Origin of the sequence: Streptomyces sp. NPDC049837, from assembly GCF_040674455.1 — a bacterium.
Taxonomy (GTDB): Bacteria; Actinomycetota; Actinomycetes; order Streptomycetales; family Streptomycetaceae; genus Streptomyces.
Window position 1 is genome coordinate 173,607 of record NZ_JBFAMP010000007.1, and the last position, 12,873, is coordinate 186,479.

Here is a 12,873-nt window from a genome sequence, read left to right on the forward strand (position 1 = left end):
CGGGGGACCGGGCGAGTGCCGTGCCGTGTCCCGGTGTCGGCCACCGACCGTAGGCCCGGCTGTACGCCCCGTCAGATGCTTGCACCACCGGCCGCGCGGTGCGCCCCGGCCGCGCCGTGAATTGGCGCGATCCCGCAGGAGGATGCCCGAAATTTCGTTGCCCATCCTCGGCCCGGCCCTCCCGCCACCCGTCCCGGCACGCCCGCACTGCGCCGTCTGCGCGAGGATGGCGTCATGAACCCCATCATCTCGGCGACCGAACTCGCCGACGAGCTGTCCGGCACCCGCCCTCCGGTCCTCCTGGACGTCCGCTGGCAGCTCGGCGGCCCGCCCGGGCGACCGGCCTACGACGCGGGGCACATCCCGGGCGCCGTGTACGTCGACCTCGACACCGAGCTCGCCGGGCCGCCCGGCGCCGGGGGCCGGCACCCCCTGCCGGACGTGGCGGAATTCGGCGCGGCCATGCGCCGGGCGGGCGTCCGCGCCGACTCGCGGGTCGTGACCTACGACGGCGGCCAGGGCTGGGCGGCCGCCCGGGCGTGGTGGCTGCTGCGCTGGGCGGGGCACACGGACGTACGGGTCCTGGACGGCGGCCTGGCGGCCTGGCGGGGCGAGTTGTCGACCGAGACGCCCACCCCCGTGGCCGGGGACTTCACGCCCGAGCCGGGCGTCCTGCCGCTGCTGGACGCGGACGGGGCGGCGGCGCTGGCCCGGACGGGCCTGTTGCTGGACGCGCGGGCGGGGGAGCGGTACCGGGGCGAGGTGGAGCCGATCGACCCCGTGGGCGGGCACATCCCGGGTGCGGCCTCGGCCCCGACGACGGAGAACGTCGACGAGAGCGGCCGCTTCCTGCCCGCCGAGGCCCTGGCGGCCCGCTTCAAGGCCCTGGGCGCGACCGAGGCCCCGGAGGTCGGCGTCTACTGCGGCTCGGGCGTCTCGGGCGCCCACGAGGTCCTGGCGCTGGAAATCGCGGGCATCCAGGCGGCGTTGTACGCGGGCTCGTGGTCCGACTGGTCCTCCGACCCGTCGCGCCCGGTCGCCAAGGGCGCCGCCCGCGGCTGACCCTCGGACCGGCCCCCGAGGGACCCCTTCACGGACCGGCCGGGGCCTGAGCAGCTCGGCCCCGGACCGGACGCACGGACGTGACGCACCGACCGGACACGGACCGGGCCGGCCCGGACATAACCCGGGCCGGTCCGGACGTAACCCGGGCCGGCCCGGACCGGACGTGGACCCCGCCGGTCCGTGCCGCCGGCTACTCCTGCTTCTTGCGGCGCGTGCCGAAGACGATCTCGTCCCAGCTCGGGACCGCGGCCCGGCGGCCGGGGCGAACGCCGTCGGCCTCGGCCTGGCGATCGGTCGTGCCGGTCAGGCGGTCGCGGTGACCGCTCACCGCGCGGGGCATCAGCACGTCCGCGTAGGCCGAGCCGGCGCCCGCCGAGGCGGCGGGGGCAGCGGCCGGGGGCTCTTCCGCGTCCGGTTCCTGGACGGGCTCGGCCGCCGGGGGTTCGGCCGCCGGGCGCTCGGGTACGACCATGTCGCCCCGGAAGCTCGGCACCGCCTCCAGCAGGCTGGTCAACGAGTCGCGCTCGGGCTCCTCCTCCGGCTCGGGCGCCGGAGCAGGCGCGGCAGGGCGCTCGATCTGCCGGTCCAGGGCACGGTCGAGCGGCCGGTCGCGCGGGAGGCGCGCGATGCGCGGGACGAACGGGAAGCTCGGCTCCTGGACGGCCACCGCGTCGTCGGTCTCACCGATCAGCGCGCGGGCCTCGTCGTCCACGGCCTGGACCAGCCGGCGGGGCGGGTCGTACGTCCAGCTCGCCGAGTGCACCTCGCCCGCGACGCGGTAGACCAGCAGCACTTCCCACGTGCCGTCGTCGCGGCGCCAGGAGTCCCAGACCACCGTGTCCTTGTCGGCGCCGCGCAGCAGCAGCCGCTCCTGCACCGCCTCGCCGAGCTGCGGGCCGGTGTTCTCGCCGGGCCGGCGTACGGGGGTCTTGCGGGCCCGCTCGGCCATGAAGGCGCGTTCCGCGAGGACGGGGCCCTCGAAGCGGCGCACGCGCTCGACGGGGATGCCGGCGAGCTGGGCGACCTCTTCGGCGGAGGCACCGGCGCGTATACGCGCCTGGATGTCGCGCGGCCGGAGATGGCTCTCGACCTCGATCTCGATCTGGCCGAGGCGGGCACGGTCGTTGCGCACGGCGGCGCGCAGCCGCTCGTCGATCGGAAGCGTGTACTCCGTGTTGTCAGCAGCCTTCAGCACCAGTCGTGTGCCGTCGTTGGAGACGGCCACGACACGCAGTTCGGGCATGGGGACCTCCCGGGTGGTGCCTGCCGACGTCACCTGCGTCGCTGCTTCCGCTAGTCGAGTGTGGCCTGCCCGGGTGCAGCCTGCCACAACCTTGCCGAGTTGCCCGGCGTGTCGGGCATGGGCCCTGGAACGCCGTTATGGCACGGTTACCTGTTCGCCACTCAGGGTGACCGGTGTGGTCACTCTGTGCAGCAGGCGGCCGTGCGGTGCTGCGGCGCCGCCGGAACGAGTGCCGCTTTCGGCCCCCTCCCGTGGTCCCGGGCACCCGAAAGGGATCGGGGCCCAGGGCTCGCCACAGTACTCCATTCGGGCCACCTGGGTGGACCGGCGCGCCGCCGAAGTTCTCCCCGCGTACGGCAGTTGGGTCCCCCTGACCGGTTGTCACACGTGGTGTCCTTCACAGAATCCGCAGAAATGGAACTATTCGCTTCGCCCAAAGGTCTCCTCTCCCTGCATGCTGGGACAGATGGGTGAAGTGATACTGAAGGTGGACGAGAAGGTGTACACGCGGAATAACGGGACAGAAGGGGTAAGGGAGAAGAGGAAGCGGCTCGACCTGAACGCCGCCCAGGTCGCGGGCAGCGCGGTCGCGGCCGTGGTGGCCGCCAAACTGGCTTCCAAGATGGGCGTGTACGGCACGGTGCTCGGCGCGGGCGTGATCAGCGTCATCGCCACCTGCGGCGGTTCGGTCTTCCAGCACCTCTTCAGGAGCACCGGAGAGCGGGTCCGCGGAGTCACGCTCCAGGCGGCCCGGCCAAAGGGCTGCCGGAGCGCCCCCGTTCACCGGGCGGCCGGTGCGGACGGGGAGTTCGGCGAGGCCACCACGTACGGCACGCGCGTGCGTGGCTGGAAACGCTCGGCGATCGCGGCGGCGCTGGTCTTCGGGGTGGCCATGGCGGGCATCACCGCGTACGAGCTGATATCCGGTCAGGACTTCAGCGGCGGCAAGGGGACGACCATCAGTGGCGTCGTGCGCGGCGGCGGCGACTCCCCGCCGACCCGTCCGTCCACCACGCCGTCCACCCCGTCCGCCCCGGAGCAGGACCGGCACGATCAGCGGCGGCCGGAGCGGACGCCCGGCCAGGACACCGGGCGGGACGGCACCGGTTCGCCGACCCCCACACCGACCCCGAAACCGACGCCCACACCGACCCCTACCCCCACGCCCACGCCGACCCCGACCCCTACCCCGACACCCACGCCCACCCCGACGCCGTCCCCGGACGGCTCGGCCGAGTGAGCCGACGGGCGCCGACGGACCGGGCGGGGCGGTCAGTCGCCCAGGACCCGCCGCAGGTAGTCGTTGCCGAACACCCGCTCCGGGTCCAGGCGGTCACGCAGCGCGGTGAACTCGCCGAACCGCGGGTACACGTCCGCGAAGTACGCGGCGTCCCGGGTGTGGAGCTTGCCCCAGTGCGGGCGCCCCCCGTGCGCCGTCATGATCCGTTCCGCCGCCGTGAAGTACGACCGGTACGGCGTGCCCTTGTACATGTGGACCGCGATGTACGCGCTGTCCCGGCCCGACGCCGTCGAGAGCGTGATGTCGTCCGCGGGCGCCGTCCGGACCTCCACGGGGAAGCTGACGCGCAACGGCGACCGGTCCACCATCGCCTTCAGCTCGCGCAGCGCGCCGACCGCCGCCTCCCTCGGAATCGCGTACTCCATTTCCACGAACCGCACTCGGCGCGGACTTGTGAAGACCTTGTAGGGGATGTCCGTGTACGTACGCGCGGACAGCGCGCGGCTGGAGACCTTGGCGATCGCGGGGACGACCGGTGGCACCGCCCGGCCGATCGAGTTGACCACCTGGAACAGGCCGTTGGAGAGGAACTCGTCCTCGATCCAGCCGCTGATCCGCCCGGGCGGGGCCGCAGGACCCGCGCTGCGGTTGTTGCGCTTGGTGTTGCAGTTGCCGGTGTGCGGGAACCAGTAGAACTCGAAGTGCTCGTTCTCCGCGTGCAGCGCCTCGAACTCCGAGGTGACCCGGTCGAAGGTCATCGGCTCCTCGCGCGCGGTGAGCAGGAAGATCGGCTCCACGGCGAAGGTGATGGCGGAGACGACGCCCAGCGCGCCGAGCCCGATCCGGGCGGCCGCGAAGACCTCCGGGTTCTCCTTCTCGGAGCAGGTCAGCACCCGGCCGTCCGCCGTGACCAGCTCCAGCTCCCTGATCTGCGCGGCGATCGACGCGGAGTCACGGCCCGTGCCGTGCGTACCCGTGCTGGTGGCGCCCGCCACCGTCTGCTCCATGATGTCGCCCATATTGGTGAGCGACAGGCCCTCCCGCGCGAGAGCCGCGTTCAACCGCTTCAGCGGGGTGCCGGACTCCACCGTCACGGTCAGCTCGCGCCGGTCGATCCGCCGGATCCCGGTCAGCAGATCCGGGCGGATCAGCACGCCGTCGGTGGCGGCGATGGACGTGAACGAGTGCCCCGTACCGACCGTCTTGACCCGCAGGCCCTCCCCGGCGGCGCTCCGCACCGTGTCCGCCAGCTCCTGGACCGAAGCCGGACGGGCCTCCCGTACGGGCCTGGCGGCCACGTTCCCCGCCCAGTTACGCCACGTGCTGCTGCTCCGGCTGTTCCGGGTCCTGCTCGCGCTGCTCACGCTGCCCCTGCCCCTCCCGCGTCGGCACCGGCCTGCGCAGCCGGCGGTACCCCAGGAACGCCACCACGGCCGCGAGCACTCCCGCGATGCCGGGCACCGCGTACCCCGCGGCCGCCCCGTGCGCGTCGACCACCCAGCCGGCGGCCGAGGAGCCGAGCGCCACGCCGACCGCGAGCCCGGTACTCGTCCAGGACATGCCCTCGGTCAGTTTGGTGCGCGGTACGTGGGCCTCGACGAGGGCCATGGTCGTCACCATCGTCGGCGCGATGGCAAGGCCCGCGACAAAGAGCGCCACAGCCAGGAAAGGCAGGTTCCCGGCCAGTTGGAGGGGGATCATACTCACGGCCATCGCGCAGACACCCACAACCCACCTGCGGGACGGCTCGCCCTTGAGGTGCAGCAGCCCGAAGACCGCGCCCGCCACGCACGACCCGAGCGCGTACACCGCCAGTACCAGGCTGGCCGCGGCCTTGTGGCCCTCCTCCTCGGCGAACGCCACCGTCACCACGTCCACCGCGCCGAAGATCGTGCCGGTGGCGACGAACGCGGCCACCAGCACCTGGAGACCGGGGGAGCGCAGTGCCGAGCCGCCGGTGTGCTGCTCGACCGGGTGCGGCACCGGCTCGGTGCCCCGCTGGGCGGTCAGCCACCACACACCGACCGCCAGGAAGACCGCCGCCAGCAGTGGCCCCGCCTCCGGGAACCAGATGGTCGACAGTCCGATGGAGACGATCGGGCCGAAGATGAAGCACACCTCGTCGATGATCGACTCGAAGGAGTACGCGGTGTGCAGCTCACGCGCCGAGCCCCGGTAGATCGTCGCCCAGCGGGCCCGGGTCATCGCGCCGATGCTCGGTACGCAGCCGGCGGCCGCCGAGAAGAAGAACAGCGTCCACTCCGGCAGCCCCTGCTGCGCGCATATGAGCAGCCCCGCCACGGCCGTGACCGTGATCAGGGTGGCCGGGCGCAGCACCCGGCGCTGGCCGTAGCGGTCGACCAGGCGGGAGACCTGCGGGCCGAGCACGGCGGCGGAGACGGCGAGCGTCGCGGACAGCGCGCCGGCCAGCCCGTAGCGGCCGGTGAGCTGGGAGATCATCGTGACGATGCCGATGCCCATCATGGCGAGCGGCATCCGGCCGAGGAAGCCGGCCGCGGAGAAGCCCACGGTGCCGGGGGCGGAGAAGATCGCGCGGTAGGGACTGGGCAAGGGGGTACTCCGGCCGGTGAGGCGTAGGCGCGCATGACGTGAGGGCGCGTGGCGTAAGGCGTACGGGCAGCCTTCACAGGTTACGTCCGAACGGGTGACTGTGCACGGCGGTTTTCCGGCTGTCAGACCCTGGTGGCAGGATCGATCCCATGTCCGATGCCATGGCCGATCAGCGCGATCCAGCCCCGTACGACGCCCTGCTCCTGCTCTCCTTCGGCGGGCCCGAGGGTCCCGACGACGTGGTCCCGTTCCTGGAGAACGTGACGCGGGGCCGGGGCATCCCCAAGGAACGTCTCAAGGAAGTGGGGCAGCACTACTTCCTCTTCGGCGGCGTCAGCCCGATCAACGACCAGAACCGCGCGCTGCTCGCCGCACTGCGCAAGGACTTCGCGGACGCGGGCCTCGACCTGCCCGTGTACTGGGGAAACCGGAACTGGGCGCCGTACCTCACCGACACGCTGCGCGAGATGGTGACCGACGGCCGCCGCCACATCGCCGTCCTCGCCACCAGCGCGTACGCCTCGTACTCCGGCTGCCGCCAGTACCGGGAGAACCTGGCGGACGCCCTGGCCACGCTGGAAGCGGAGGGCATGCCGCTGCCCCGGGTCGACAAGCTGCGGCACTACTTCAACCACCCCGGCTTCGTCCGGCCCATGGTCGACGGCGTCCTGAGGTCGCTCGCCGAGCTCGACGAGTCCGTGCGCGCGGGCGCCCACCTCGCGTTCACCACGCACTCGATCCCCACCTCCGCCGCCGACACCTCCGGGCCGGTCGAGGAGCACGGCGAGGGCGGCGCGTACGTCAGGCAGCACCTGGACGTCGCCCGGCTCATCGCCGACGCCGTACGGGACGAGACGGGCGTCGAGCACCCCTGGGAGCTGGTCTACCAGTCGCGCAGCGGGGCGCCGCACATCCCGTGGCTGGAGCCCGACATCTGCGACCACCTGGAAGCGCTGCAGGGCGCCGGGGCACCGGCGGTCGTCATGGTCCCGATCGGGTTCGTCTCGGACCACATGGAGGTCCTGTACGACCTGGACACCGAGGCCACCGCCAAGGCCGCCGAGCTGGGCCTCCCGGTGCGCCGGTCGGCGACGGTGGGCGACGACCCCCGGTTCGCGGCCGCCGTCCGGGACCTGGTCCTGGAGCGCGCGGCGGCCGAGCGGGGCAAGGTGGTGGAGCGGTGCGCGCTGGGTGCCCTGGGCGCGTCGCACGACCTGTGCCCGATCGGCTGCTGTCCGGCCCGCACCGAGCGGCCCGCGGCGGCCGGCGCCGACAGCCCGTACGCGTGAGGAGACGCAGTGACCGACCCGCGTGACCCGCTCCTGACCGAGCTGCTGGAACTGGCCCTGGAGGCCGGGCGCCGGGCCGGTGCGCTGCTGCGCGACGGCCGCCCGGCCGACCTGGGTGTCGCGGCGACCAAGTCGAGCCCCATCGACGTCGTCACCGAGATGGACATCGCCGCCGAGAAGCTGATCACCGCCTTCCTCGCCGAGCACCGCCCCGACGACGGGCTCCTCGGTGAGGAGGGCGCCGCCACGGAGGGCAGCAGCGGCGTCCGCTGGGTCGTCGACCCGCTGGACGGCACGGTGAACTACCTGTACGGCCTGCCGACGTGGGCCGTGTCCATCGCCGCCGAGCGGGACGGCGAGACCCTCGTCGGGGTCGTCGAGGCCCCGATGCGCGGCGAGACGTTCCGCGCGGTGCTGGGCGGCGGCGCGTTCCTGAACGACCGTCCCGTCCGCTGCCGGCCCGCGCCGCCGCTGGACCAGGCCCTGGTCTCGACGGGCTTCAACTACGTGGCCGCGGTCCGCGCCCACCAGGCCGACGTGGCCCACCGCCTGATCCCCCTGCTGCGGGACATCCGCCGCAGCGGTTCCGCCGCGATCGACCTCTGCGACGTCGCCGCCGGCCGCCTGGACGGGTACTACGAGCGCGGGCTCAGCCCCTGGGACCTGGCGGCCGGGGCGCTGATCGCCCGCGAGGCCGGCGCCCTGACCGGCGGCCGCCCCGGCACGCCGCCGTCGGGCGAGCTGACGGTGGCGGCGCCTCCGGGGGTCTTCGAGCCGCTCCAGGTCCTCCTGGAGGACTTCGGCGCCTGGCACGACTAGGCAGGGCCGCCCTGGGCTTGGGGCCCGCCCCTCACCCGTACGGGCAAACGAAAGACCCCGGTGCTCCGCGGATGTTCCGCGGGACACCGGGGCCCGTGCCCCGTTCAGGTCAGGCGTTCGCGGTGGTGATCTCCACGCCGTGTTCCGCCGCCAGGCGGTGCAGGTCGTCGAGCTCAGCCTGCTCGACGTCGGCCAGGAAGTCGTCTCCCGTCTCGCGAGCCCGAGTGAGGTCGGTCTCCGTGGCCCTTATGCGCTGCAGCAGTCCTGCGGTGAAAGCGTCCATCGTGCGCCCCCTCGTCATGGGTCGGTGGCACGGGGGTGTGCCGAGGGTTGTCGGTCGATCACGCGCTGCGCCTCTGGGGACAGAGCGGTTTGTGGCGCGCCACATACGGGGCGTGATCTCGGGTGTGCAGTCGTCCTCCCCAGGGGCTTCCTCACGGAAACCTCAACTCGTCCGTGAATTCCGTTGATTCCCGGAGCACCGCAGCGGGCCCCGGTCGGCCGCAGGCCGCCTTACAGCCGGTTTACGCGCGTAAGGGGCAGGATGGATACGCACAGTCAGTGCGACAGACCCGCCCGGAACCGGGCTCGGAGGAAGGAACAACGCCGTGCGCGTACTCGTCGTCGAGGACGAGCAACTGCTCGCCGATGCGGTGGCCACCGGTCTGCGCCGGGAGGCCATGGCCGTCGACGTCGTGTACGACGGGGCGGCCGCCCTGGAGCGCATCGGCGTCAACGACTACGACGTGGTCGTCCTCGACCGCGACCTGCCGCTGGTCCACGGGGACGACGTCTGCCGCAAGATCGTCGACCTGGGCATGCCCACCCGTGTCCTGATGCTCACCGCATCCGGTGACGTCAGCGACCGCGTGGAGGGCCTGGAGATCGGCGCCGACGACTACCTCCCCAAGCCGTTCGCGTTCAGTGAGCTCACCGCCCGCGTACGGGCACTGGGCCGGCGTACGACGGTCCCGCTGCCGCCCGTCCTGGAGCGGGCCGGGATCAAGCTCGACCCCAACCGGCGCGAAGTGTTCCGGGACGGCAAGGAGATCCAGTTGGCGCCGAAGGAGTTCGCGGTGCTGGAGGTCCTGATGCGCAGCGAGGGCGCGGTCGTCTCGGCCGAGCAGTTGCTGGAGAAGGCCTGGGACGAGAACACCGACCCGTTCACCAACGTCGTGCGCGTCACCGTGATGACCCTCCGCCGCAAGCTCGGCGAGCCTCCGGTGATCGTCACGGTGCCGGGTTCCGGCTACCGGATCTGACCCCGTGGCCGCGACCCCCGCGCCACCGCAGGCGCCCCCGAAGCCCACCTGGGACCCCAGGGAGCCCGTCCGCCCCTGGCTGCGTCCGACGATCCGGATACGGCTCACGCTGCTGTACGGCGGCATGTTCCTGATCGCCGGCATCCTGCTTCTGTCGATCATCTACCTGCTGGCCGCCCAGGCCCTCCACATCGGCAGTGAGCTGCCGTTCAAGATCGTCAACGGGCAGGTGACCAGCAACGTCTGCAACTTCCCCGTCGAGGCCGGACCGGACGAGTTCAACCGGGCGATGAACGCCTGCGTCAACGAGCAGCGCCAGCACGCCCTGGACGACCTCCTGCGCCGGTCGCTCTTCGCGCTCCTGGGCCTGAGCGTCATCGCCTTCGCCTTCGGGTACGCGATGGCGGGACGCGTCCTGTCCCCACTGGGCCGGATCACCCGTACCGCCCGTAACGTGGCCGGCACGGACCTGTCCCGCCGGATCGAGCTGGACGGCCCGGACGACGAGCTCAAGGAGCTGGCGGACACCTTCGACGACATGCTCGACCGGCTGGAGCGGGCGTTCACCGCACAGCAGCGGTTCGTCGCCAACGCCTCGCACGAGCTGCGCACGCCGCTGGCGATCAACCGCACCCTGCTGGAGGTGCACCTCTCCGACCCCGGGGCGCCCGTCGAGCTCCAGCAGCTCGGCAAGACGCTGCTGGCCACCAACGAGCGCAGCGAGCAGCTCGTGGAGGGCCTGCTGCTGCTGGCCCGCAGCGACAACGAGATCGTCGAGCGCAAGCCCGTGGACCTGGCGGAGGTCGCCTCGCGGGCCATCGACCAGACCCGGGCCGAGGCGGAGGCGAAGGGCCTGGAGATCCGTGGCGAGCGGGCCCCCGCCGTCGTCCAGGGCAATGGCGTCCTGCTGGAGCGGATCGCCCTGAACCTGGTGCAGAACGCCGTCCGCTACAACGTGGACGACGGCTGGGTGCAGGTCACCACCGAGACGCAGGCCGGCCAGGCGGTACTGGTGGTTTCGAACACAGGACCCGTGGTTCCCGCTTACGAGATCGACAACCTCTTCGAGCCGTTCAGGCGCCTGCGACAGGAGCGCACGGGCAGTGACAAGGGCGTCGGACTTGGTCTTTCGATCGCCCGGTCCGTCGCGAGGGCCCACGGGGGCCGTATCATCGCGGAGCCCCGCGAGGGCGGCGGCCTCGTCATGCGCGTCACACTCCCGCTGTGACACGCCGGTCGAGACCGTCATCGTGTTCGCTTTGCGCGGAATTTTCGTGACCTGTTCCCGGGAGTTCCGTGTGTGATCGATCACAAGGGAACGTTTCCGGCCATCTACTCTCCGTGATCAAGAATTCCCCCGGAAAACCAGGAAAAGTCCGGGTTTCCAGGGGGTCGGATCACGGGAAGTACACGGGGTGGCGCCTTCGAGGCGCGGCTTCCGGACCGTGTACGGTCCCGTTCGCCATCCAAACCCGATCACTCTCGAGGGGTCCGGTTGGGTGTCGATTGAGTAACAGACCTTGATGTGAGGCAAAATCTCCGCCTCAGGTCGGGCACAAGTCCGGCCTCTCACGCGTTACGTGCGCTGGAGACACCGCAACCACCCAGAGGGGGAGAGCGACATGGCAACGGATTACGACACCCCACGCAAGACCGACGACGACGTCGACTCGGACAGCCTTGAAGAGCTGAAGGCCCGGCGCAACGACAAGTCGACCTCGACCGTCGACGTCGACGAGTTCGAGGCCGCCGAGGGCCTGGAGCTGCCCGGAGCGGACCTCTCGAACGAGGAGCTGGCCGTCCGGGTGCTGCCCAAGCAGGCGGACGAGTTCACCTGCATGAGCTGCTTCCTGGTCCACCACCGCAGTCAGCTCGCCCGTGAGAAGAACGGTCAGCCGATCTGCCGAGACTGCGACTGAGGTCCGTCGGCCGTGGCAGGCGACACCCCGTCTCGGAAGCGACGCTTCCGGCTCCACAGGAAGCCGGAGGCGTACCAGGGCGGCACAGGCCCGGCACCAGGCGCCCACGACGCGCCCGCCGAGCACTCCGCCCTCCTGCCCTCCCCCGGCACGCGTGACGACGAGCGGGGCCCCTCGGCCTCGCTCGCGGCAGCCGGAAGGGCGGGGACGCCGGCCGAGCAGGCCGGGACGGCCGGTACACCGGCCGATACGCCCGCACCCAAGGGACGGCGCCTGGACGCCGTCAGGCGTGGCGTACGCAAGAGCCGGGAGGGCGCCAAGGCCGGCATCGCCCACCTCGCCGACCGGCTCATCGAGAACGCCCCGCGCGTTCCCGTCCGGGACCTGGCCACCCTGCGCGGACAGTTCCCGGGACTCACCCCGGAGCAGCTCGCGGACAAGCTGATCGCGGGCGCGGCCAACGCCACCTCCACCGTGGGCGCCGGTGTCGGCGCGGCCGCCATGCTCCCCGTACCGCCCGCGATGCCGGCCGAACTGGCCGCCGAGATCACGGGCGTCGCGGCGATCGAGCTCAAGCTCATCGCCGAGCTCCACGAGGTCTACGGCCAGCGGCCCCCGGGCAACCTCAAAGAGCGCGCGACCGCGTACCTGACCTCCTGGACGGAGGAGCGCGGCATCGACGTCACCAAGCCCACCACCATCAACGCCGCCCTCGGCGGCCGGATGAAGCGCGAACTGCGCCAGCAGATCATGAAACGCATGGTGCGCAACCTGCCGAACCTGATGCCGTTCATGGTCGGAGCGGCCGTGGGCGCCGTCATGAACCGGCGCGACACCAAGAAGCTCGCCGAACGCATCCGCAAGGACCTCCGCAGCCGCCAGGTGCCCTGGGACGCCCTTCCCCAGTTGCCCCCTCTGGACCAGCCGGAGAACCCCAAGGAGATCGGCTTCTAGGCCTTTCCGGAGCCCTCGGGCTGCGCCGCCCGTACGTCGGTCAGCGCCGCCGCCAGGGCCTCCGGGTCGCGGCTGGAGAGGTACACGTACGGCGTCGGATCCGCCGGGTCCGTGACCTCGACCCGCACCGCCCCCGGGATGTAGCCCCGCATCAGCATGTACGCACGCGTGTCCGCCTTGTGCGTCCGCCAGGCGCGCGCCTCCTCGGCGTCCAGCACCTCCGGCTCACCCAGCGCCGACACCGGAATGCGGGCGTCCCCGGCGACCAGCGAGCCCGCCACCACCCGGACGCGGGCCGAGCCGTACGAACTGACCGCCATCGACGCCAGCGCACCCGCGACGATCAGACCGCCCAGCATGGGCAGCGTGCCCAGCGGCAGCATGATCAGCCCGCCCGAGACGGCCACCAGGGCGGCCAGCAGCCACCAGGAGCGGGGAGCGGTGAGACGTTCGTCGTACCGGGGCGCGGAGGCCGGGACGGAAGCAGATGCGGAAGGCTGCATACACCCAA

At 72.1% G+C, this 12,873-nt stretch carries 13 protein-coding genes; 8 read left to right on the top strand and 5 right to left on the bottom strand.

Annotation, left to right across the window (positions count from 1 at the left end; all coding sequences use genetic code 11):
• Positions 1 to 234: 234 nt before the first annotated feature.
• The gene (locus AB0J57_RS20885) at positions 235 to 1,062 is read left to right on the top strand and encodes a sulfurtransferase (RefSeq protein ID WP_366129729.1); all 828 of its coding nucleotides are present in this window, start codon (positions 235 to 237) and stop codon (positions 1,060 to 1,062) included.
• 193 nt (positions 1,063 to 1,255) lie between these two features.
• Here the strand turns inward: AB0J57_RS20885 and sepH are convergent, their stop codons facing one another.
• Complete coding sequence (gene sepH / locus AB0J57_RS20890; protein ID WP_366129730.1) at positions 1,256 to 2,308, bottom strand: septation protein SepH; 1,053 nt, start codon at positions 2,306 to 2,308, stop codon at positions 1,256 to 1,258.
• A gap of 466 nt (positions 2,309 to 2,774) precedes the next feature.
• Here sepH and AB0J57_RS20895 point away from each other — a divergent pair, with 466 nt between their 5' ends.
• Entirely contained in the window at positions 2,775 to 3,548 is a 774-nt protein-coding gene (locus tag AB0J57_RS20895; protein WP_366129731.1) for a hypothetical protein, read from the top strand.
• 32 nt (positions 3,549 to 3,580) lie between these two features.
• On the opposite strand, the gene AB0J57_RS20900 is transcribed toward AB0J57_RS20895, so the two are convergent.
• Positions 3,581 to 4,912 carry a D-arabinono-1,4-lactone oxidase gene (locus tag AB0J57_RS20900; protein WP_366129732.1) on the bottom strand — a complete coding sequence of 444 codons (1,332 nt, stop codon included), beginning with the start codon at positions 4,910 to 4,912 and terminating at the stop codon, positions 3,581 to 3,583.
• Positions 4,860 to 6,119 (bottom strand): MFS transporter, encoded by a 1,260-nt coding sequence (locus AB0J57_RS20905; RefSeq protein ID WP_366129733.1) that lies wholly within the window; start codon positions 6,117 to 6,119, stop codon positions 4,860 to 4,862. The genes AB0J57_RS20900 and AB0J57_RS20905 overlap by 53 nt, the downstream gene beginning before the upstream one ends.
• A gap of 161 nt (positions 6,120 to 6,280) precedes the next feature.
• Between AB0J57_RS20905 and AB0J57_RS20910 the strand changes: the two genes are divergently transcribed.
• Both AB0J57_RS20910 and AB0J57_RS20915 read left to right on the top strand, forming a co-directional pair.
• Complete coding sequence (locus AB0J57_RS20910; RefSeq protein WP_366129915.1) at positions 6,281 to 7,408, top strand: ferrochelatase; 1,128 nt, start codon at positions 6,281 to 6,283, stop codon at positions 7,406 to 7,408.
• A 9-nt stretch (positions 7,409 to 7,417) separates the two neighbouring features.
• Positions 7,418 to 8,227, top strand: coding sequence for an inositol monophosphatase family protein (locus AB0J57_RS20915; protein WP_366129734.1), 810 nt, complete (start codon positions 7,418 to 7,420; stop codon positions 8,225 to 8,227).
• A gap of 109 nt (positions 8,228 to 8,336) precedes the next feature.
• Here AB0J57_RS20915 and AB0J57_RS20920 read toward each other — a convergent pair whose 3' ends face one another.
• A complete protein-coding gene (locus AB0J57_RS20920) occupies positions 8,337 to 8,510 on the bottom strand; it encodes a hypothetical protein (protein ID WP_366129735.1) in 174 nt (57 codons plus the stop codon).
• A gap of 325 nt (positions 8,511 to 8,835) precedes the next feature.
• Between AB0J57_RS20920 and AB0J57_RS20925 the strand changes: the two genes are divergently transcribed.
• The 4 genes from AB0J57_RS20925 to AB0J57_RS20940 all read left to right on the top strand — a co-directional run bounded on the left by AB0J57_RS20925 (position 8,836) and on the right by AB0J57_RS20940 (position 12,362).
• Positions 8,836 to 9,489, top strand: a complete 654-nt coding sequence (locus AB0J57_RS20925) for a response regulator transcription factor (RefSeq protein WP_073755389.1) — start codon at positions 8,836 to 8,838, stop codon at positions 9,487 to 9,489.
• A 4-nt stretch (positions 9,490 to 9,493) separates the two neighbouring features.
• On the top strand, positions 9,494 to 10,717 hold the full coding sequence (locus AB0J57_RS20930; protein WP_366129736.1) for an ATP-binding protein: 1,224 nt from the start codon (positions 9,494 to 9,496) through the stop codon (positions 10,715 to 10,717).
• Positions 10,718 to 11,111: 394 nt separating this feature from the next.
• Positions 11,112 to 11,408, top strand: coding sequence for a DUF4193 domain-containing protein (locus tag AB0J57_RS20935; RefSeq protein ID WP_003955561.1), 297 nt, complete (start codon positions 11,112 to 11,114; stop codon positions 11,406 to 11,408).
• A 12-nt stretch (positions 11,409 to 11,420) separates the two neighbouring features.
• On the top strand, positions 11,421 to 12,362 hold the full coding sequence (locus AB0J57_RS20940) for a hypothetical protein (protein WP_366129737.1): 942 nt from the start codon (positions 11,421 to 11,423) through the stop codon (positions 12,360 to 12,362).
• On the opposite strand, the gene AB0J57_RS20945 is transcribed toward AB0J57_RS20940, so the two are convergent.
• Positions 12,359 to 12,865 (bottom strand): DUF3093 domain-containing protein, encoded by a 507-nt coding sequence (locus tag AB0J57_RS20945; RefSeq protein ID WP_366129738.1) that lies wholly within the window; start codon positions 12,863 to 12,865, stop codon positions 12,359 to 12,361. The two genes, AB0J57_RS20940 and AB0J57_RS20945, sit on opposite strands and share 4 nt — an antisense overlap.
• Positions 12,866 to 12,873 lie beyond the last annotated feature (8 nt).

Coding starts and splice junctions, on each gene's coding strand:
- sepH (WP_366129730.1), bottom strand. CDS start 2,308: ATGCCCGAACTGCGTGTCGTGGCCGTCTCCAACGACGGCACACGACTG.
- AB0J57_RS20945 (WP_366129738.1), bottom strand. CDS start 12,865: ATGCAGCCTTCCGCATCTGCTTCCGTCCCGGCCTCCGCGCCCCGGTAC.
- AB0J57_RS20920 (WP_366129735.1), bottom strand. CDS start 8,510: ATGGACGCTTTCACCGCAGGACTGCTGCAGCGCATAAGGGCCACGGAG.
- AB0J57_RS20885 (WP_366129729.1), top strand. CDS start 235: ATGAACCCCATCATCTCGGCGACCGAACTCGCCGACGAGCTGTCCGGC.
- AB0J57_RS20895 (WP_366129731.1), top strand. CDS start 2,775: ATGGGTGAAGTGATACTGAAGGTGGACGAGAAGGTGTACACGCGGAAT.
- AB0J57_RS20935 (WP_003955561.1), top strand. CDS start 11,112: ATGGCAACGGATTACGACACCCCACGCAAGACCGACGACGACGTCGAC.
- AB0J57_RS20910 (WP_366129915.1), top strand. CDS start 6,281: ATGGCCGATCAGCGCGATCCAGCCCCGTACGACGCCCTGCTCCTGCTC.